Here is a 21136-nt window from a genome sequence, read left to right on the forward strand (position 1 = left end):
CTTTACGGGTTGAGTTGCTGCAACCAGTCGTTCAAATCCCGAAGCTCGGCCGTGCTGATGCTGTGGCCGACGCCGGGATAGGCATGAAATTGCGGTTTGTACGACAGCTTCTGCAACAACGCATCGGCTTCGGTGCCACCGCTGTAAGGCACCCGGTCATCCGCCGTGCCGTGGCCGATGAAGATGTCCAGCGGCGGATGCTGTTGCTCTGACTTCAGCTCGCTCTTGAGCACCGGCAATACCCGCCCGCTCAACGCCGCAATGCCCCCCACCGCCGCAGGCTGCCGCAACCCGACCTCGTAAGTCATCATCGCGCCCTGACTGAAACCGATCAGGTACACCTTCTCCGGTTGCGCGTGATATTTCTGCGCCGCTGCGGCGATAAAGGCCCGCAGTTTCTGGCTGCTGGCCTTCAGATCATCAGTCTCGCCGTTGTAGGCACCTTCACCTTTCTTGCGAAACCACTGATAACGTCCTTCGCCCAATGCCATCGGTGCCTGCACCGACAGGTAGTTGTACTGCTTGGGCAGCTGAAATTTCATACCGATCAAGTCTGCTTCGTTGCTGCCATAGCCATGCAGGAAAATCACCAGCGGACGCTGTTCGGCGTCCGGGTGCACCTGAGCCAGGTAGTTGAGTGGCAGATCGTTTTGCAGCGAGGTCTGAGCCTGAACGGCAGTGGACGCCAGCAGCGTCAACAGCGCAAACACCTTCAACATAAGCCTTCCTTCACACAGTGCAGGGTTCGGGGGAGAGCCTAACACTGTGATCCGGAGGATAGGGTGTCAGTCGTTGATCAGTTTCCCGACTCGAATCGGCTCACGCCCCGCCACCTTCGCCTGCCAGATGCCCGGCTGGGTGTAGCGTCCGCGATCGATGGCGAACAACACGCCGCTGGTGCCCGCGCGCACGGTGGTCACGCGGTCGTTCAGCGGATCGACCACTTCGAACAGCGCTTCACCGCGCTCGACCCACTCACCGGCATCACGCAGGAAACTCACCACGCCATGATGCGGGGCGAACAGGTATTCGGTGCCTTCGAACGGCATGCCTTCGCAGCATTCTTCCGGCGCTGTTGGCCATTCACCGCTGATGAAGCCCTGTTCGGCGAGAAAGCCCAGGATCGCCTCGCAGTTGGCCTGAGCCTGATCGACGCGGGTGTCGCCCATGCTGCCCAGCTCCAGGGTGGTGGCGAGGTTGGCCGGTGGAATCGCCGCGTTCGGGAAGGCCCGGGCCAGGCGCAACCACGGCGAGGAGCAGGATTCATCGAACGAACTGCCGCCGGAGTCTTCACACAACAGCGCCACGCCAGCCTTCAGGCGTGCAGCGAGGGATTGCCACTGTGGCCAGTGCTGCGGCAGTGCGTAAATATGAATTGCGGCGTCGAAGTCGCAATGCAGATCGAGGGTGATGTCGGCCTCACAGGCGTGGCGCAGCAACAGACGGTGCAGTGCTTCCAGTTGCGAGGCCGGGGCTGGCAGTTCATCGAGTACCTGGCCCATGGCCTGGCGGATCAGCGCGATGTTGGCTTGGGCATCACCGCCCAACTGACTCCCGATGCGCTCGGCCACCGGCGCACTGAGTTCGACGAAGGAGCGGTTGAAGTTCTTGCCGCTGCCCAGTTCGAAACGGCCCATGTGACTGCCTTGCAGATGCTGATCGAGGCCGATCGGGTTGGCCACCGGCACCAGTTCGATCACGCCTTGCAACTGACCGTTGCTTTCCAGCCCAGCCAGGCGTTTTTTCAGTTCCCACGCGGTGCGCATGCCCGGCAGTTCATCGGCGTGCAGGCTGGCCTGGATGTAGACCTTGCGCGGGCCGGCGCCGTAACGGAACACGCTCAGAGAACGTTCGCTGCCCAGGTGGCTCCAGGGCAGAAGATGGTCGATGCGTTGCATGGGGAACTCCGGAAATTCTGTGGTCGCTGCTACCCAGTGACCGCATTGAAAATGTGCTGACAGGATAAATCACGGGCGAAAAAAAAGTGGCCACCGCATCAACGGGGCCACTTTTTTCTACGGCGTATTAATGGCCGTATACGTCAAAGTCGAAGTACTTGTCCTGCACTTGCTTGTACTTGCCGTTGGCGCGGATTTCGTTGATGGCGGTATTGAATTTTTCCGCCAGCTCGGTATCGCCTTTACGCACGGCGATACCGGCGCCACCGCCGAAGTACTTGGCGTCTTCGTAGGTCGGGCCGACGAATTCGAAGCCTTTGCCGGCGTCGGTTTTCAGGAAGCCGTCGCTCAGGTTGACCGAGTCGGCCAGCATCGCGTCGATACGACCGGAGACCATGTCCAGGTTGGCCTCCTGCTGCGAGCCGTAACGCACCAGCTCGATGCCGGCCGGCACCAGTACTTCGGTGGCGTAGCGGTCGTGGGTACTGGCGCGCAGCACGCCGACTTTCTTGCCTTTGAGCTCGGTCAGCGGGTCTTTCACGCCGGAGCCTGCCTTCATCACGAAGCGCGCCGGGGTGTGGTAGTACTTGATGGTGAAATCGACGTTTTTCTTGCGGTCGTCAGTGATGGTCATCGAGGACAGGATCGCGTCGATCTTCTTCACTTTCAGCGCCGGGATCAGGCCGTCGAATTCCTGCTCGACCCAGGTGCATTTGACTTTCATCTGCTCACACAGCGCATCGCCGATGTCCACGTCGAAACCGGCCAGTTTGCCGTCAGGGGTTTTCATCGAGAATGGCGGGTAACCGGCTTCGATACCGATACGGATCGGCTTGGCGTCTTCGGCCACGGCGGTCAGGGACAACATCGACAGTGCCAGGGCACCGAACATAACCAGCTTTTTCATTTATTACTCCCGTGTGCGGAGGCTTTTATTGGCAGCTTTCGATTGTCAGGTTCGGCCTTGGGCTGTACAGCGCAAAAAAACCGAAGTGGCCGGCAGTCTATGGCGGCGCGCACGGGGCAAATTGTTTTTAAGCGACAAATACTTACAGAAAATCGGCGAGTGCCATCACCTGGGAAAAGTGTGCGTCAGAGCAGTGCGCGGGTTGTAGGACAAAGCCGACAAAAGTGCCGCCGAAGCGGCAACTCTCTGGCTATCAACAATCGCAAGCGATCGGGGCAGTGGCGACTCGCGGTGCCGTAACGCTCAACTGAAAGCCTTCATCCAGCCAACCGGTCACCCCGCCGATCATCTCTTTGACCGGATAACCCAACGCCGCCAGCTTCACCGCGGCCTTGTTGGCGCCATTGCAGTGGGGACCGGCGCAATAAACCACGAACAGTGTGTTTTTCGGGTAGTTCGCCAGCCCTTCTGCCGTCAACAGACGCCCCGGAATATTGATCGCTCCCGGCACATGACCACGCTCGAAGGCCAGCGGCCCGCGCACATCGACCAGCACAAAATCGATCTCACCAGCCTGCTGGCTGCTGAAGACGTCGGAACAATCGGTTTCAAAGGTCAGACGGTTGCTGAAATGCATCAGGGCAATGGCCGAAGGCGCTGCAGGAATTTCGCGAACCAGGCTGGGCATGTTGAATCACTCCTTTGTCGGTGGGGATGAACAGACTTTATCGGGCCGTCGCTTGCCGCTACAGTGGCGCACAAGACACTCACCGGGAATTTTCCGCCAAATGCCTGATTCACCTGGATTGGTCGCGATTCTGGCCTACGATGGCCTCTGCACCTTCGAGTTCGGCATCGCCGTGGAGATCTTCGGCCTGGCCCGGCCGGAGTTCGATTTCCCGTGGTACGAGCACTGCATCGCCGCCGTCGATCAAGGCCCGATGCGCGCCATGGGCGGGATTCAGGTGCTCGCCGACGGTGGGCTGGAGTTGTTGGCGCAGGCGCGCACCATCATTATTCCCGGCTGGCGCGACCGAAATGCGCCGGTGCCGGACACCTTGCTTGAAGCATTGCGTGATGCCCATTCACGCGGCGCCCGTTTGCTGTCGATCTGCTCGGGCGTGTTTGTGCTGGCCGCCAGCGGCCTGCTCGACGGGCACGGCGCCACCACCCACTGGCGCTACACCACAGAACTGGCCGAGCGCTTCCCGGCCATTGATGTCGATCCGGATGTGCTTTACGTCGATTCCGGCCAGTTGATTACCTCGGCGGGCAGTGCGGCCGGGCTCGACGCCTGCCTGCACCTGGTAGCGCGGGACTTCGGCACCCAGATCGCCAACTCGGTGGCGCGGCGACTGGTGATGTCGCCGCAGCGTACCGGCGGTCAGGCGCAATTCATTCCGACGCCGGTCAGCCCGACGCCACGCAGCGATCTGTCGCGTGTGATGCAGTGGGCCCGCGAGCGCCTGCACGAACCGCTGGAAGTGCGCGATCTGGCCAGCGAAGCGGCGATGAGCGAACGCACCTTCCTGCGCAAATTCAGCGAGGCCAGCGGCCAGTCACCCAAGGCCTGGTTGCAACACGAGCGTCTGGCCCGAGCCCGGGAATTGCTGGAAAGCACGCCGCAGAACACCGAGCAGATCGCCCTGCGCTGTGGCTATCGCTCGGTGGAAAGCTTTCGTGTGGCGTTTCGCAGCGTGGTCGGGGTGCCGCCGTCGGTATATCGCGAGCGCTTTGGTCGTGAGGTCAAGGCTTGCGCAACAGATAAGTGTCCATGATCCAGCCATGTTCGACCCGCGCTGCCTTGCGCACCCGCTCGATCTCATCGGCAACGTCGCCGAGCTTGCCATGGATGAGGATTTCGTCCGGCGTGCCGAGGTAGGCGCCCCAGTAAATCTCGGTCTCCCGATCCGCCACCCGATGGTAGGAATCTTCGGCGTCGAGCATCACCACCAGGCTGTCCGTATCACCCACCTGCCCCGCCGTCAGGCGTCGGCCGGTGGTGATTTCAATCGAACGGCCGATGGTGTTCAAAGGCACCTTGTGCTGTGCCGCCAAGGCCTGAACGCTGGTGATGCCCGGAATGACTTCGAATTCAAACGCACATCGCCCCGAGGCCAGAATCGCCTGCAGGATGCGAATGGTGCTGTCGTACAACGCCGGATCGCCCCACACCAGAAAACCGCCGCACTGCCCGTCAGACAATTCGTCATTGATCAGGCGTTCGAAGGTTTGCTGCTTGGCGCGGTTCAGTTCATCGACGCTGGCGCTGTAGTCCACATCGCCGCGCTCGCGCTCCGGGCTGTGAGCTTCGGCGAAACGGTAGGTACGATCAGTAATGTAGCGTTCGCAGATTTCGCGACGCAGGTCGATCAACTTGTCCTTGCTCTGGCCCTTGTCCATCAGGAAAAACACGTCTACCTGGTTCAGCGCCTTCACCGCCTGCATCGTGATGTAGTCCGGGTTGCCGGCACCGATGCCGATCACCAGCAATCGCTTCATTGCTCTGCTCCTTCCACGCTCATGCCGGACAAGCGTAGCCGCCAGCGCCCGGCAAACCGCAGATCGACCGCCGCCAGCGGCTCGACATCAAGGCTGTGAAACGCCTCGCCCTGCACAACCTGCATCAATGCAGCGCGAATCACGAACGGATGGGTGACTGCCACCACGTGCCCCGGCGTGGCTTGCAGCGAAACCAGCCACGCCGCCGCCCGCTCACGCAGCTGCACCACCGACTCGCCTCCATGGGGTGCGGCGTGCGGATCTTCGAGCCAGGCTTGCAATGCCTCGGGTTCGTTCCGCTGCAAGTCCTTGATCGACTGACCTTGCCAGCGTCCCCAGTCGCAATCACGCAGGGCATGATCAATGTGTATTTCATGGCCAAACCACGCCGCCGTCTGGCGAGTGCGCAGTTCCGGGCCGCAAGTCAGACGGAATGTCTTGTCGAAACACGAAGCCAGCGAGCCGGACGGCGCCGTCTCTTCAACAGGTTCGTTCGTAGGAAAACACGCCAATTTTTGTGCGACTGTTCTGGCATGGCAGATCAATGTCAAACGGATGGTCTGCACGGGAAGTCACTCGGCTGGAAGACAGGACGGTCATCGGCGTAATCGCTGGTTAAGCGGCAATTGTGCCGTAAATCGGGAGCCTTCTGGCAAGTTGATTGGATGATCTGAGGGTGTGAAAGCGGCAATATCTGACACCGCTATGGGCAATGGACTACAAGACTGATCGACATCCGTGTAACCCTTACGTTACGGGCATCCCGCCCCATTTTGGGGCTTGGTTTAAACGCCGAAAAATTCGCTAGACATGTAGCGTCAGTTACATAAATACTGTTTTAACGGATTGTGAAGCGAATTCAACACCCCATCCAGCAGGAGCCCGGATGCCCCCTTTAAGAGACCTGATCACCGACCCCGGCCTTGACCTGACGCCGTCGGAGCGCAAAGTCGTTCGCGCCTTGCTCGATCAGTATCCACGCAACGGGCTTGGCCCGATGGCGCGCCTGGCCGAACATGCCGGCGTCAGCGATCCGACCATCGTGCGGCTGGTGAAAAAACTCGGCTTCGGTGGTTACGCCGAATTCCAGGACGCCCTGCTCAGCGACATGGACCATCGCCTGCGCTCGCCGCGCACTCTGTTGCAACCGCGCTCGCATCAGAACAAAGACGATGCCTGGAGCCATTATCTGGCTCATAGCCATAACCTGCTGGCCGAAACCCAGGCCCTGACCCAACCGGAAGATGTACGAATTCTGGCCGACTGGCTGCTCGACACCCGGCATCAGGTCTACTGCTTCGGCGGGCGCTTCAGCAGCCTGATGGCGACTTACCTGCTCAACCACTTGCGCCTGCTGCGCCCCGGCTGCTTTGCGCTGGAAGACAACGCGCAACTGCCCGATCGCCTGTTCGACCTGCAACGCCAGGACGTGGTGCTGGTGTTCGACTATCGCCGCTACCAGACCCAGGCCCTGCGCGTGGCGAGCGCGGCGAAGAACAGCAATGCTCGCGTCGTGCTGTTCACCGACATCTACGCCTCGCCGCTGCGCGAACTGGCCGACATGATCATCAGCGCACCGGTGGAGTCGGCTTCGCCGTTCGACACCATGGTCCCGGCGCTGGCTCAGGTTGAAGCGCTGATTGCCTGCCTGACCCTGCGCAGCCCGGACCTGGCCGATCGCCTGGAAGGCATCGATGCCCTGCGCAACGACTTCGACACCCATTTGCTGGAGGATAAATAAGGATGTTCAGCCTTCCCCATCGTTCGCCACGGGACCTGCCGTTTGCCACCGACCACACCGCCCTGTTGCTGGTGGACATGCAGCGCGCCTGGCTCGAGCCACAGTTCGACCCGCACCTCGAAGGCCCGGACGCCGCGTACTTCCTCAACCGCACGCGCTCGCAAGTGGTGCCCAATCAGGTTCGCCTGCTCAATGCCTTCCGCGACGCACGGCAGAACGTGCTGCACACCCTGATCGAAAGCCTGACCGCCGACGGCCGCGATCGCTCGCTGGATCACAAACTGTCGGACATGCACCTGCCCAAGGGCAGCCCGCAGGCACAGGTCATTGCCGAGCTGACGCCGGCGGAAAACGAAATCGTGCTGCCCAAGACCTCGTCCGGGGTCTTCAACTCGACCAACATCGACTACGTGCTGCGCAATCTGCAAACCCGCCACCTGATCATCGCCGGAATCGTCACCGACCAGTGCGTGGACATGGCCGTGCGTGACGCCGCCGACCGTGGCTACCTCGTCACCCTGGTGGCGGACGCCTGCGCGACGTACACCGAAGCACGCCACGACGCCTGTCTGAATGCGATCAAGGGCTACTGCTGGATCACTGACACCGACACCGTGCTCGGCCGGTTGCAGGAGATGCAGCCATGAGCGAACGCCTGTCACCGTTGCCGATGACCACCATCGTCACCACCGACCTGATCGGCGTTACCCGTGGCCGTTCGTTTCCCACCGATGAGCTGGAACACTATCAAGCCGCCGGTTGCGGCTGGGTGCCCGCCAACAGCGCGCTGACGCCGCAGGACATTATCGCTTCGACCAGTCCGTGGGGCGCTTATGGCGATCTGCGGCTGATTCCCGATCTGACCAGCCGCGTCACCGTCGGCAACGGCCCGGACGCCGCAGCGCCGGCGCTGGATTTCATCCACGGCGACATCCGCGAGACCGATGGCCGACCATGGGCGGCCTGCCCGCGCACCCTGCTGCGCAATGAGGTCGAGCGCTATCGCGATGAGCTTGGCCTGCAGATCAACGCCGCGTTCGAACACGAATTCAACCTGCACGCCGGGTTTGCCGAACATCTGGCCTTCTCGCTCGAAGCCCAGCGCCAAGGTGCGGAATTCGGTGGCTGGTTGCTCAGTGCGCTGCGCGCCGGTGGGGTCGAGCCGGAAATGTTCCTGCCCGAATACGGCAAGCATCAATACGAAATCACCTGCCGTCCGGCCCTTGGCGTGGCGGCGGCGGATCGCGCGGTCAACGTGCGCGAGATTACCCGCGAGATCGCCCGGCAGATGGGCCTGGACTTGAGCTTTGCACCGAAGACCGCCGCCGACGCGGTGTGCAACGGCGTGCACTTGCACGTCAGCCTGCTGGACCTGGCCGGTCAGCCGATTCTTTACGACGCCGGCACCAGCAATGGTCTGTCGACCCTGGGTCAGCACTGGGCGGCGGGCGTGCTGCATTACTTGCCGGCGCTGTGCGCGTTCACTGCACCGACGCCGGTGTCGTATGAACGCTTGCAACCGCACCACTGGAGCGCGTCCTACGCGTGCCTCGGACAACAGAATCGCGAAGCCGCGCTGCGTATCTGCCCGACCGTGAGCCTGGGCAACAAACCCGTGGCGAAGCAATACAACCTGGAATTCCGCGCCATGGACGCCACTGCCTCGCCGCATCTGGCAATGGCCGCGCTGCTGATCGCCGGACGCCTGGGCATCGAGCAACGTCTGGCGCTGAACGCGATCACCGATGAAATCCCCGATTCACTCAACGACGAACAACGCAAGGCTCGGGGCATCGTTGCCCTGCCCGCCTCTCTGGACCAGGCACTGGATTGCCTGCGTCGCAGTGAAGCGCTGGTCGAAGCGCTGCCAAGCGCGTTGCTCGAGACTTTTTTCGCCCTTAAAACCGAGGAACTGGCGCTGACGGAACAGCTCTCGCCCGCTGACCTTTGTGAGCACTATGCACGCCTGTACTGAATCCGTTGAGCTTGGGTTGTACACCCGACCGGTCTACAACCTGAGCCGTGAAGATTCGACGCACCCGCTGATTCTGGTGTGCGAACACGCCAGCCGCTACATCCCCGAGGCCCTGAACAATCTGGGCCTGGATGACACGGCGGCGCGCGAACACATAGCCTGGGACATCGGCGCCCTGGCGCTGGCCGAGCAACTGTCGGAGCAACTGGGCGCCACGCTGTTGAGCGCCAACTATTCGCGCCTGCTGATCGACCTCAACCGCCCTAGACATGCGCTCGACAGCATTCCGGCGCAGAGCGAGATCTATCAGGTGCCGGGCAACCGTGAGCTTGACGAGGCCACCCGCGAATACCGTCGCCAGAGCCTGTTCAAGCCGTTTCATACGCGGCTGCAGCAATTGATCGATGCACGTCTGGCCGAAGGTCGGCCGGTGCGGGTGGTAGGAATTCACAGTTTCACCCCGGTGTACTACGGCCAGCCGCGCGAGCTGGAAGTGGGCGTGCTGTTCGGTCAGGCCAGGGCCTATGCCCAGCGGATGCTTGAAGGGCTGGAACGACATCCGCTGAAAGTCGCCGGCAACCAACCGTACAAGATAGACCCGCTGGGCGACATGACCGTGCCGGTTCACGGCGATGCCCGGGGCCTGGAGTCGGTGCTGATCGAAGTGCGCAACGACCTGCTGCGCAGCCCGGAAGCGGTGACTCGCTGGGCGGATTATCTGGCTCCATTGCTGTAAGGATTGTTGTAACCACTGCTGACGCTGTAAACGACGGACCGATATAACAACTAAAACGACCGATTGGCTGACAAGGAGTTGCGCTTCATGGAAATAGAAGAGTTCGGCTACAAACAGGAGTTGAAACGTAGCCTGACACTGACCGATCTGGTGGTGTACGGGATGATCTTCATGATCCCCATCGCCCCGTTCGGCGTGTATGGCTACGTCAACGCCGAGGCACCGGGGATGGTGCCTCTGGCGTACATCATCGGCATGGTGGCGATGGTTTTCACCGCGCTGAGTTACGGCAGCATGGCCCGGGCCTTTCCGATTGCCGGATCGGTGTATTCCTACGCGCAACGGGGCTTGAATCAACATGTCGGTTTCATCGCCGGCTGGCTGATGCTGCTCGACTATCTGCTGATTCCGCCGCTGCTTTACGTCTACGCGGCGATGGCGCTCAACCACTTGTACCCGGACATCCCGAAGGTCGGGTTCATTCTGGCGTTTCTGGTCAGCGCGACCTTCGTCAACCTGCGCGGCATCACCTTTACCGCTCGCATGAACATTGTGTTCCTGCTGGCGCAACTCGTGGTGCTGGGGATTTTCCTGTTCTACGCCTGGAACGCTCTGCACAACGGTGGCGGTAACGGCCAGTTGACCCTCGCGCCGCTGTATCACCCGGAAACCTTCAACTTCGCCCTGCTGATGCAAGCGGTGTCGATTGCGGTGCTGTCGTTCCTCGGCTTCGATGCGATCTCGACCCTCGCCGAAGAGATCAAGGGCGACCCGGGCCGCAGCGTCGGCAAAGCGGCGCTGATCACCCTGGTGGTGATGGGGGTGATTTTCGTCGCGCAAACCTGGATCGCTACCGATCTGGCAGCCGGCATGGGCTTCAAGTCCGCCGATACCGCGTTCTATGAAATCGCCGAAATCGCTGCCGGCAGCTGGCTGGCGACCCTGACCGGTGTCGCTACCGCTTTGGCCTGGGGCGTGGCGGTAGCGATCACCTCGCAAGCAGCGGTCTCGCGCCTGCTGTTCGGCATGGCCCGCGACGGCAAGCTGCCGAAAGTGCTGGCCAAGGTGCACCCGAAACACAACACGCCGTACCTGAGCATTTATCTGGTGGCCGTGCTGTCTCTGGTGATCTGCTACCTGTTCATCAATTCGGTGGACACCCTGACCTCGCTGGTCAACTTCGGCGCCCTGAGCGGCTTCATGCTGCTGCACCTGACCGTGATCAATTACTACTGGCGCCGGCAGAAATCCGGACAGGTGATCCGTCACCTGATCTGCCCGGTGATCGGCTTCATCATCGTCGCGGCCATCATGTACAACATGGGCGTCGATGCACAGAAACTCGGCCTGATCTGGATCGCACTGGGTCTGGTGTACCTGTTCTTCCTGAACAAGCTCGGCGCCAGTACCGCGCTGCCTGACCCGAGCAACGGCTGACAAGAAAAAGAGCGGCGTCTGACAACAAATCAGGCGACCGCCGCTTTAACGCGTGGAAACCGACAGTGATAGTCAGGTTCGGCGAATGGGCCGAACCTTTTGATACAGGAGTGCATCCATGCTGGTCTTACGTCCAGTCGAGCCAAACGACCTGCCTCAATTGCAACAATTGGCGCGCGACAGCCTGGTGGGCGTCACGTCCCTGCCGGACGACAGCGAACGCCTGAGCGAAAAAATCGCCGCGTCCTGTGCTTCGTTCGACAGTGATGTCGCGGCTCAGGGCCCGGAGAATTACTTCTTCGTGCTCGAAGACCTGGACACCCGCCGACTGGTCGGCTGCTCGGAGATCCTCGCCACCGCAGGTTTCAACGAGCCGTTCTACAGCCTGCGCAACCGCCACTTCACCAGTGCCTCGCGGGAGCTGAACATCGAGCACGGCGTGCCGGCGCTGTCGCTGTGTCACGACCTGAGCGGGCACACACTGCTGCGCGGTTTCCACATCGACGCGGCACTGGTGCGCACGCCGTTTTCCGAATTGCTGTCGCGGGCACGGCTGCTCTTCATCGCCGCCCACGCGCCGCGATTTGCCGAAGCGGTGATCACCGAAATCGTCGGCTACAGCGACGAGCAAGGCCATTCACCGTTCTGGGATGCGCTGGGCAAACATTTCTTCGACCTGCCCTACGTCGAAGCCGAGCGCCTGTGCGGCTTGCAGAGTCGTACGTTTCTCGCCGAACTGATGCCGCAATACCCGATCTACGTGCCGATGCTGCCGCAAGCCGCGCAGGACTGCATCGGCCGCATCCACCCGGACGGCCAGGAAGCTTTCGACATCCTCGAGCGCGAGGGTTTTGAAACCAACAGCTACATCGATCTGTTCGATGCCGGCCCGACCTTGTATGCACGCACCGCCAACATCCGTTCCATCGCCCTTAGCCAGACAGCCAAGGTTCAGGAGGAACCCCTGATCGACGCTCGCGGTCGCTATCTGGTGAGCAACGATGCTCTGCATGGTTTTCGGGCGGTGGTCGCCGAGCTGGATTTCCAGCCCGGTCAGCCCCTGGCGCTCGATCCGGCCCTGTGCGCGGCGCTCAACGTCCGCGCTGGCGGCACGATCCGGGTAATCGCCCTGTGAACCGCGCCCCTACCCAACGACAGTGCCCGAACTGGCGCGCAAAAGGAGTTGCAGCATGATTGTCCGTCCGGTCCAAGTCAGCGACCTGCCAGCGTTGATGACGCTGGTGCAACAGGCCGGGCCGGGGTTCACCACCCTGCCCGCCAATGAAGATCGCCTGGCCCACCGGGTACGCTGGGCGCAACGGGCGTTCGCCGAACAGGTCGAACGGGCCGATGCCGATTACCTGTTTGTGCTTGAGGACGACGAGCAGCGCGTGATCGGGGTCAGCGCCCTGGCCGGGGCCGTCGGCCTGCGTGAGCCCTGGTACAACTACCGGGTCGGGCTGACCGTCAGCTCGGCGCCGGACCTGGGTATTCAGCGGCAGATCCCGACCCTGTTCCTCAACAACGAACTGACCGGACAATCGGAACTGTGCTCGCTGTTCCTGCGCCACGATCAGCGCCACGGCAGCAATGGGCGTCTGCTGTCGCTGGGACGTTTGCTGTTTGTCGCCGAATTCCCGCACCTGTTCGGCGAGAAAATGATCGCCGAACTGCGCGGCAGTGCCGACGAACAAGGCTGTTCGCCGTTCTGGGACAGTCTCGGCCGGCACTTCTTCCAGATGGACTTCAGCCACGCCGACCACCTGTCCGGGCTGGGCAACAAGGCCTTCATTGCCGAACTGATGCCGCGCCAGCCGCTGTACACCTGCCTGCTCACCGAACAGGCCCAGGCCGTGATCGGTCAGGCCCACCCGAACACCGAGCCGGCACTGAAAATCCTCCAGTCCGAGGGTTTCGCTCACAAGGGCTATATCGACATCTTCGACGGCGGCCCGGTGATCGAGGCGCCGATTCGCAGCATCCGCACGGTGCGCGACAGCCTGGAGCTGACCCTGAGTATCGGCACGCCGGACGATCAGGCGCCGCTCTGGCTGATCCACAACCGCCGCCTGGAAAACTGCCGCATCACCGTCGCGCCGGGCCGCCGGGTCGGCAGCAGTCTGGTGATCGACCGCCTCACAGCCAAACGTCTGCAATTGCAGCCGGGCAACTCGGCGCGGGCGGTGCCGCTGCCCAATCAACAGCAGCAGGCAGTGGCGGCCTGAGCGCCTCTGCCTGCTGCAAGAAAGCCTGAACAGGATTTTCCTGGTTAACTTCCTCGTTAATTCGTCATGATCCTTGACCCATTGGCGTGATAGCCTTTTCACCTTCGGCGTTGACACCTTTGCTCAAGCCTTTCCATTCCTTTGTATTGGTGGAACTCGTATGACCAGGCTTTCTCATCAAGATTTGCGCCGTAACTTCCGTCAGCTGCTGGCTTCCGACACCTGCTATCACACCGCCTCGGTGTTCGATCCGATGTCCGCCCGCATCGCCGCTGACCTGGGTTTTGAAGTAGGGATTCTCGGCGGCTCGGTCGCCTCGTTGCAGGTGCTGGGCGCTCCGGACTTTGCCCTGATCACCCTCAGCGAATTCGCTGAACAGGCCACCCGCATCGGCCGCGTCGCCCAATTGCCGGTGATCGCCGACGCCGACCACGGCTACGGCAACGCGCTCAACGTAATGCGCACCATCGTCGAGCTGGAACGCGCCGGCGTCGCCGCGCTGACCATCGAAGACACCCTGCTGCCCGCTCAGTTCGGCCGCAAATCCACCGACCTGATCACCGTCGCCGAAGGCGTGGGCAAGATCCGCGCGGCACTGGAAGCCCGGGTCGATTCGGAAATGGCGATCATCGCCCGGACCAACGCCGGTATCCTGCCGAACCAGGAAATCATCAGCCGCACCAAGCAATACCAGGCCGCAGGCGCCGACGGTATCTGCATGGTCGGTATTCAGGACTTCGACCAGCTCGAACAGATCGCCGAGCACCTGACCGTCCCGCTGATGCTGGTGACCTACGGCAACCCGGCGCTGCGCGACGACAAACGCCTGGCCGAACTGGGTGTGCGCGTGACCATCGACGGCCACGGTGCTTACTTCGCGGCGATCAAGGCGACCTACGACAGCCTGCGCGAACAACGCCAGATCTTCACCCAGGCCTCGGATCTGAGCGCCACCGAACTGACCCACACCTACACCCAGCCTGAGGAATACATCCTCTGGGCCAAGGAATACATGAGCGTCAAAGAGTAACCTCGCACCACGCTACAAAGAGGCAGAGCGGCCCGACGCCATTACGAGTCCACTCGCATGGCGCCCGCCGCGAAACCGCTGCCTGCCGTTACCGTTTCGCCAACTCCATGATCATCCGCGACAACAGATAAATCCGCGGCGCCACGCTCTCCACCTCCGCGTATTCCTCCGGCGTATGAATGTTGCCGCCGACAATCCCGAACCCGTCCAGCGTCGGCGTCCCAACCCCGGCCGACAAACTGGCGTCCGCTGCCCCGCCGCTACCTTCTTCGGTCAACTTGCGGCCAATCTCACCGTAAATCCCCTGGGCCATCGCCATCAATCGATCCGACTCCGCCGTCTGCGGCATCGGCGGTAAGCCGCGTTGCAATGAAGTCTTCACTTCGGTCTCAGGGATCAGCTTGTCCTGGGACACCCGCGCCAGATCCTTCTCGATCCGGTCGAATTCTTCCGGCACCGCCGCCCGCACGTCAGCCCTGGCCGTGGCCTGATCCGGGATCACGTTGGTGCGGTCGCCCGCCTTGAGCACGGTGAAGTTGATGGTGGTTTTCTTGGCTTCGTCGCCGAGCTTGCCCAGTTGCAGGATCTGATGCGCCGCTTCCATCGCCGCGTTGCGCCCCAGTTCCGGTGCGACGCCGGCGTGAGCAGCTTTGCCCTTGACCTCCACCAGCGCAGTGGCGCTGCCCTTGCGCCACACCACCAGACCATCGGCCGGACGACCCGGTTCGAGGTTCAGGGTGACGTCGTGGAGTTTGGCGGTTTTCTTGATCAGATCGGTGGCGACGTCCGAGCCGGTTTCTTCGCTGGCATCGAGCAGGAAAGTGATTTGCGCGAAGTCCTTGAAGTCGAGGTTCTTCAGGATTTTCAGCGCATAGATGCCGGCGACGATCCCGCCCTTGTCGTCCATCACGCCCGGCCCGTAGGCGCGACCGTCCTTGATGTGGAACGGTCGCTCGGCGGCTGAGCCTTCCTTGAACACCGTGTCCATGTGCGCCATCAGCAGGATTTTCGCCTTGCCGGTGCCTTTGAGCGTGGCGAGTACATGGTTGGTTTTTTCCGGGGTGTTGGGCACCAGTTCGATGGTGGCGCCGAGCTTTTTCAGCTCATCGATGGCGATGTCGCTGACTTGCTTGAGCCCCGGTTCATAGCCGGAACCGGAGTCGATATTGACCAGGCGCTCGAGCAGTTTCAGGGCTTCGGGTTGGTATTGCTCGGCGTCGGCCAGCACCTGTTTGTGCGGTTCGGCAAAGACACCGGAGGCTGCAAAAGTGAGGGACAGGCCGGCCAGCAGAGAACCACGGAATTTGAATGTCATGAATCAATCCTTGTTTCGTGTCGGGTACTGAACCGTACCTGACATCCGCCCAAGGCTCTATCCCCGATGCGACACCCGATCTGTTCAAACCGAATCGAATACCTCGCGGCGCGGGTTGTTATCGCTGCAGCAAATCACCCGGTTACGTCCGCCGGCCTTGGCTTCATACAGTGCCTGATCGGCGTCATCGAGCCAGCGCGTCGCGTCGCCGTGTGCCGGATCGAGCGCCGCCAGACCGATGCTCAGGCTGACTTTCAGCGCCGGGTTCTGTTCGTACACCAGAAAGGAAAAACGCTCACGCAACGCTTCCATCGCCTGCGCCGCATTGAACAGCGGCAAGTCCGGCAGGATCACGCAGAACTCGTCACCGCCGTAGCGCCCCGCCACATCGGCCATGCGCAGGTTCTGCTTGAGCATCTTGCTCAGTTGACGCAGAACGATATCGCCGGCCACGTGGCCGTAGGTGTCGTTGATCGCCTTGAAGTGGTCGATGTCGATCAGCGCAATCGCGGCACCGGTCTGCTGACGTTTGCAGCGTTCGAATTCGATTTCCAGTTGATCCTTCCAGGCGCCGTGATTGAGCAGACCGGTGAGGCTGTCGGTGCGGCTCAGGGCCAGAAGTTCACGTTTATGCAAGCCGAGGGTATAGGCCTGGCGAAAGCAGATCCAGCCCAGCGCCAGCGGATACAGCGTCAACAACGGCAGACAGGCATAAAGCTGTGCCGGTGTGGTCATCGGGACGAACGCCGGGGCAAATACCACCAGCCCGACACCGACACCAAGCAACTGCGCCGCCGTCCCGGCCAGCAGAAAACGCAAGCCGCCGATGGCAACGTTGTTCATCGCCATCATCGAAATGGTCGTGGCACTGGGCAAGGGATTGAAGTGCATGGCCGCCACCCAGAAGCCACCGAGAAAAGCATCGATCAACAGATTGCGGTGTTCGGCGTGGTAAGGAACCTTCGCCCGGCGGGCCCATTGATAAGCAAGGTGTGGCCAGACCAGGCCGTTGAACAGCATCAGCGCCCAGACCCAGGCGGGGGGATCGAGCGGGTACATCGCGACGCTCACGCACAAAAGCCCCAGGACCAGCCCGAGGATTCGCGATGCATAGAGCCTCCTGGCCAGTGAAAGTCCCTTTCCTCCCGTTCTTCCCATAAGGGCCTCGACCACTCGACGGTACTGCGCAGACCGCAGACCGGATGTGCTGGGAGTCTATCAGGGCAACGTTAAATAGCCATCACCGGCCAGCGGGCCGAATACCCCGTCATCAGCACCACACGGCAGGCAAATGATTGGCTATACATGAAAGGATGAAAATGGAAAAAAGACTCTAAGAAGGAGGCCCATGCAGACCTACCAAGTGTTGATCATCGGCAGCGGTTTTGGCGGCCAATGTGCGGCGGTCAATCTGCTCAAGGCCGGTATCGACGACTTTCGCTTACTGGAACGCCGGGACTTTTTCGGCGGCACCTGGTGCCAGAACACCTACCCCGGCGCAGCGGTGGATGTGCCGTCGCCGCTGTATTCCTTGTCATTTGCGCCTTATCGCTGGACGCAGATGTTCGCCGAACAGGCCGAACTGCACCGCTACACCGACCATGTAATCGAACGCTTCGGCCTGCGCGATCGGGTGGAACTGGAGGCCAACGTCGAACGCGTCGAATGGGACGACACCGAAAAACGCTGGGCCGTACACACTGGCACCAAAGGCATTTTTTATGCGCAGTTCCTGATCAATGCCACCGGGCCGTTGAGCCAACCGGTTATCCCACACTTCCCCGGTCAGGATCGCTTTCAGGGCAAGACCTTTCATACAAACAATTGGGATCACAGCTACGACTATCACGGTAAACGGGTAGCGATTGTCGGCAGCGGTGCCAGTGCGGCTCAGGTGATTCCGGCGATTGCACCGAAGGTCGCCCATTTGCATGTGTTTCAGCGCACCGCGCATTGGGTGCTGCCCCGGGCCGACCGTACATTCGGGCGGTTCCAGCGCTGGTTGCTGGGTCTGAAACCGGCCTACAAACTGCTGCGCTGGATGATCTACTGGCAATTCGAAACCCGGGTCATCGCCTTCAAATACTCGAAACCGGCGATTCACATGGTGCAGCGACACGCCCTGAAGTTTCTCAAGCGCCAGGTAACTGACCCCGAACTGCGGAAAAAACTCACACCGGACTTCACCATCGGCTGCAAACGGGTATTGGTCTCCAGTACCTACTATCCGGCGCTGACCCGGCCCAACGTCACGCTGCACAGCCGCGAACAGGGCATCGCCAGCCTCGACGAAACCGGCATCATCACCACGGACGGCCAGCACATCGACGTCGATCTGATCGTCTGGTCGACCGGTTACGACGCCACCGACGGCGTGATTTCCTACCCGGTCAGCGGAAAAAACGCCGTGCAACTGCGCGACGTGTGGGCGCAATACCCGCGCGCCTACCTCGGCACCAGCCTGCCGGACTTTCCCAACCTGTTTATCGTCACCGGGCCGAACACCGGCATCGGGCATACGTCGGCGCTGTTCATCATCGAATCGCAGATGAACTACATCCTCGACTGCATCCGCACCGTGCAGGCCAAAGGTCTGCGCAGCATCGAAGTTCGCCCCGAAGCAGAACGTACCTACACTCAGATGATTCACCGGGAAATGGAACGCACGGTCTGGAAAACCGGCGGCTGCCACAGTTGGTATCAAAGCAGGAGCGGTCATGTGATCGCGATGTTTCCCGGCTTCAGTTTCAGCTATCACCGGTTGACCCGGGCGCTGAAACCGGCCGACCACATTCTGTCTTGAACAAGGAAGACCCACGATGCTTTTGTTGTTTGTCGCCCTCGCGGTTTTCGTGGCCTGGAGCTGGTTGAGTTACCCGGCGGTCGGCCACTGGCTCTACGATCTGAGCGCGGCCCTGGAGGCCAGGCTGTACCGGTTACACAAGATCGAAGTGCCGATTGCCGAAATGACCGTGTCGACCTGGCAAGGCGGGCCTTATGAAGCGTCGAGCAGCATCTTGATGCTGCACGGCTACAGCGCCGAAAAGAACCTGTGGCTGCGCTTTGCCCGGCATTTTGTCGGGCAGTATCGGGTGATCATCCCGGACCTGGCCGGCCACGGTGAAACCGGCTTCAAGGCCGGCGGTGGCTACGATATTCCGGTGCAGGCCAAGCGCATGATCCAGTTGCTCGACGTCTGCGGCGTCGAGAAAGTCCACGTGATCGGCAATTCCATGGGCGGCTACATCGCCGCGTGGCTGGCGGCGACCTACCCGGATCGCATCGCTTCGGTAGCGCTGATCGACCCGGCGGGCGTCACTGCGCCCGAGCCCAGCGACATGGAGCGCCACCTGGCCCGTGGGCACAATCCGTTTCTGATCAATTCCCGGGAAGAATTCCGACGCTTTTATGCCATGACCATGGCCTCGCCACCGTGGGTGCCCGGCCTGGTGCTCGACGCGATCGCCCAGCGCTACGAACAATGCCGCGACGAACTGGAAGAGATCTTCCGCGATTTTCGCGCCAGCCCGCCGATGGAGCCGAAACTGCCGGACATCAAATGCCCGGCGCTGTTGCTCTGGGGCCGCAAGGACCGGTTGATCGACGTCAGCAGCGTGCCGGTGTGGAGCAAAGGCATCAGCAATTTGCGGGTCGATGTCTGGGATGGCGTCGGCCATATGCCGATGGTCGAGCAACCGTCGAACACGGCACGTCTGTATCGGGAGTTTCTGGGGGAGCATTCGCGTCAGGACAGGTAAACGGTCAGTCGTTGGCAGAATGAAGTCCGTAGGATTCTTCGTTTGCCCGCGTCGGCGAAGGCTGCGATCTTTTCCAACACTTTTTACGTGACCGTGCCAGGAATTTTTTTCATGACCGTGCAGCCTTTCGTCAGCCCCGACCTGATCCGCCAACGCTTCTCCAAAGCGATGTCCGACATGTACCGCGAAGAAGTGCCGCTGTACGGCGCGTTGATGGAATTGGTGGAACAGACCAACCGCGACGTGCTGGCACGCGAACCGCAGATCGCCAGCCAACTGCACAGCACTGGCGAAATCGAACGGCTGGACATGGAGCGCCACGGTGCCATCCGCGTCGGCACCGCCGCCGAGCTCGCCACCCTCGCCCGCCTGTTTGCGGTGATGGGCATGCAACCGGTGGGCTATTACGACCTGACCCCTGCCGGGGTGCCGGTGCATTCCACGGCGTTTCGCGCGGTGCATGAAGATGCGCTGCAGGTCAGCCCGTTCCGGGTGTTCACTTCGTTGCTGCGACTGGAATTGATTGAAGACCCCGAGCTGCGGGCCTTCGCGCAATCGGTGCTGGATAAGCGTTCGATCTTTACGCCATCGGCGCTAAGGTTGATCGAACAGGCCGAATCGGCTGGCGGTCTGGATGAATCCGAGGCCGGGGAATTTGTCCTGCAAGCGCTGGAGACTTTTCGCTGGCACCACAGCGCCACCGTCACTGCCGCGCAATACCAGACGCTCAGCGCCCAGCATCGCTTGATCGCCGATGTCGTGGCCTTCAAGGGCCCGCACATCAACCACCTGACCCCGCGCACGCTGGACATCGACATCGTCCAGGCACAGATGCCGCTGCATGGCATCACGCCCAAAGCGGTGATCGAAGGCCCGCCGCGCCGGCAGCATCCGATCCTGTTGCGTCAGACCAGTTTCAAGGCGCTGGACGAGCCGATCGCCTTCACCGACCAGACACAAACCCGCGGCAGCCACAGCGCCCGCTTCGGCGAAATCGAACAACGTGGCGCAGCGCTGACCCCCAAGGGCCGTGCGTTGTACGACCGCCTGCTGAACGCGGCGCGCGATGAACTCGGCGACTTCCCCAACGAAGCCAACGCCTCACGTTACAACGCGCTGATGACCCAGCATTTCAGCGAATTCCCTGACAGCCTCGAGGGCATGCGCGAGCAGGAACTGGCGTACTTCCGTTATTTCCTGACAGACAAAGTAGGTCGTCCCGCAGATGTAACGCTGCAAGGGTTATTACGCGACGGCTATGTGAAAGCCGAACCGCTGGTGTACGAAGATTTCTTGCCGGTCAGTGCGGCGGGGATTTTTCAGTCGAACCTGGGGGATGCAGCGCAGACGCACTATGGCGAACATTCCAATCGACAGGCGTTCGAGTTGGCCTTGGGGCGTTCGACCATTGATGAGTTGGGCCTGTATGCCAAAACCCAGCAACGTTCGATTGAGGAATGCCTCACTGCAATTGCCCGCTCCGCGTGAAAAGCGGCGATTGGCCATACTGCGCAAGAAGTTGCGCACTTGTTTCGTAAAAATGCTCACCAATTCCGCTGGAGGCCATGTGTTTCAAGGCCTCCAGCCAAGTGCGCAAGAAGTTGCGCAGTAC

At 61.3% G+C, this 21136-nt stretch carries 20 protein-coding genes; 12 read left to right on the plus strand and 8 right to left on the minus strand.

The genetic code is table 11. The features are described from left to right. Positions 1-2: 2 nt before the first annotated feature. From ACODTD_RS23375 to ACODTD_RS23390, 4 genes are all read right to left on the minus strand, one after another. Positions 3-719 carry an alpha/beta hydrolase gene (locus tag ACODTD_RS23375; RefSeq protein WP_221615712.1) on the minus strand — a complete coding sequence of 239 codons (717 nt, stop codon included), beginning with the start codon at positions 717-719 and terminating at the stop codon, positions 3-5. A gap of 66 nt (positions 720-785) precedes the next feature. Further along, on the minus strand, positions 786-1898 hold the full coding sequence (locus ACODTD_RS23380) for a succinylglutamate desuccinylase/aspartoacylase family protein (protein ID WP_221615711.1): 1113 nt from the start codon (positions 1896-1898) through the stop codon (positions 786-788). Between the two features lie 127 nt (positions 1899-2025). Continuing rightward, positions 2026-2805: an ABC transporter substrate-binding protein gene (locus ACODTD_RS23385; protein ID WP_011333505.1), complete on the minus strand. Its 780-nt coding sequence runs from the start codon at positions 2803-2805 to the stop codon at positions 2026-2028. Between the two features lie 253 nt (positions 2806-3058). After that, positions 3059-3493: a rhodanese-like domain-containing protein gene (locus tag ACODTD_RS23390; RefSeq protein WP_011333504.1), complete on the minus strand. Its 435-nt coding sequence runs from the start codon at positions 3491-3493 to the stop codon at positions 3059-3061. A gap of 100 nt (positions 3494-3593) precedes the next feature. Between ACODTD_RS23390 and ftrA the strand changes: the two genes are divergently transcribed. Beyond that, positions 3594-4583 (plus strand): transcriptional regulator FtrA, encoded by a 990-nt coding sequence (ftrA, locus tag ACODTD_RS23395; protein WP_285357971.1) that lies wholly within the window; start codon positions 3594-3596, stop codon positions 4581-4583. On the opposite strand, the gene cobF is transcribed toward ftrA, so the two are convergent. Together cobF and ACODTD_RS23405 are read right to left on the minus strand one after the other, a co-directional pair. Further along, positions 4552-5307, minus strand: a complete 756-nt coding sequence (gene cobF / locus ACODTD_RS23400) for a precorrin-6A synthase (deacetylating) (protein ID WP_201817543.1) — start codon at positions 5305-5307, stop codon at positions 4552-4554. The genes ftrA and cobF overlap by 32 nt on opposite strands. Further along, complete coding sequence (locus ACODTD_RS23405) at positions 5304-5873, minus strand: histidine phosphatase family protein (protein ID WP_201817544.1); 570 nt, start codon at positions 5871-5873, stop codon at positions 5304-5306. Before ACODTD_RS23405 ends, cobF begins: the two co-directional genes overlap by 4 nt. A 320-nt stretch (positions 5874-6193) precedes the next feature. Between ACODTD_RS23405 and ACODTD_RS23410 the strand changes: the two genes are divergently transcribed. From ACODTD_RS23410 to ACODTD_RS23445, 8 genes are all read left to right on the plus strand, one after another. Next, entirely contained in the window at positions 6194-7048 is an 855-nt protein-coding gene (locus tag ACODTD_RS23410) for a MurR/RpiR family transcriptional regulator (RefSeq protein ID WP_011333500.1), read from the plus strand. Between the two features lie 2 nt (positions 7049-7050). Next, entirely contained in the window at positions 7051-7695 is a 645-nt protein-coding gene (locus ACODTD_RS23415) for a cysteine hydrolase family protein (protein ID WP_201817545.1), read from the plus strand. Next, positions 7692-9023: a type I glutamate--ammonia ligase gene (locus ACODTD_RS23420; RefSeq protein ID WP_011333498.1), complete on the plus strand. Its 1332-nt coding sequence runs from the start codon at positions 7692-7694 to the stop codon at positions 9021-9023. The genes ACODTD_RS23415 and ACODTD_RS23420 overlap by 4 nt, the downstream gene beginning before the upstream one ends. Then, on the plus strand, positions 9007-9759 hold the full coding sequence (locus tag ACODTD_RS23425) for an N-formylglutamate amidohydrolase (protein WP_041475206.1): 753 nt from the start codon (positions 9007-9009) through the stop codon (positions 9757-9759). The genes ACODTD_RS23420 and ACODTD_RS23425 overlap by 17 nt, the downstream gene beginning before the upstream one ends. An 87-nt stretch (positions 9760-9846) precedes the next feature. Next, positions 9847-11196, plus strand: a complete 1350-nt coding sequence (locus ACODTD_RS23430) for an APC family permease (protein WP_011333496.1) — start codon at positions 9847-9849, stop codon at positions 11194-11196. A gap of 118 nt (positions 11197-11314) precedes the next feature. Continuing rightward, complete coding sequence (locus ACODTD_RS23435) at positions 11315-12331, plus strand: arginine N-succinyltransferase (protein WP_011333495.1); 1017 nt, start codon at positions 11315-11317, stop codon at positions 12329-12331. A 55-nt stretch (positions 12332-12386) separates the two neighbouring features. Continuing rightward, positions 12387-13421 (plus strand): arginine N-succinyltransferase, encoded by a 1035-nt coding sequence (gene astA, locus ACODTD_RS23440; RefSeq protein WP_489105273.1) that lies wholly within the window; start codon positions 12387-12389, stop codon positions 13419-13421. Positions 13422-13581: 160 nt separating this feature from the next. Further along, positions 13582-14451: an isocitrate lyase/PEP mutase family protein gene (locus ACODTD_RS23445; protein WP_007956238.1), complete on the plus strand. Its 870-nt coding sequence runs from the start codon at positions 13582-13584 to the stop codon at positions 14449-14451. An 88-nt stretch (positions 14452-14539) separates the two neighbouring features. Here the strand turns inward: ACODTD_RS23445 and ACODTD_RS23450 are convergent, their stop codons facing one another. Further along, the gene (locus tag ACODTD_RS23450; protein WP_201817553.1) at positions 14540-15766 is read right to left on the minus strand and encodes a M20/M25/M40 family metallo-hydrolase; all 1227 of its coding nucleotides are present in this window, start codon (positions 15764-15766) and stop codon (positions 14540-14542) included. An 84-nt stretch (positions 15767-15850) separates the two neighbouring features. Continuing rightward, positions 15851-16924, minus strand: coding sequence for a diguanylate cyclase (locus tag ACODTD_RS23455; RefSeq protein WP_201817566.1), 1074 nt, complete (start codon positions 16922-16924; stop codon positions 15851-15853). A gap of 190 nt (positions 16925-17114) precedes the next feature. Here ACODTD_RS23455 and ACODTD_RS23460 point away from each other — a divergent pair, with 190 nt between their 5' ends. From ACODTD_RS23460 to hglS, 3 genes are all read left to right on the plus strand, one after another. Continuing rightward, the gene (locus ACODTD_RS23460) at positions 17115-18569 is read left to right on the plus strand and encodes a flavin-containing monooxygenase (RefSeq protein WP_011333490.1); all 1455 of its coding nucleotides are present in this window, start codon (positions 17115-17117) and stop codon (positions 18567-18569) included. A gap of 16 nt (positions 18570-18585) precedes the next feature. Next, positions 18586-19524, plus strand: coding sequence for an alpha/beta fold hydrolase (locus ACODTD_RS23465; RefSeq protein WP_011333489.1), 939 nt, complete (start codon positions 18586-18588; stop codon positions 19522-19524). Between the two features lie 111 nt (positions 19525-19635). After that, positions 19636-21012, plus strand: coding sequence for a 2-oxoadipate dioxygenase/decarboxylase HglS (hglS, locus tag ACODTD_RS23470; protein WP_221615706.1), 1377 nt, complete (start codon positions 19636-19638; stop codon positions 21010-21012). Positions 21013-21136 lie beyond the last annotated feature (124 nt).

The sequence above is a fragment of the Pseudomonas sp. FG35 genome (genome assembly GCF_057809295.1).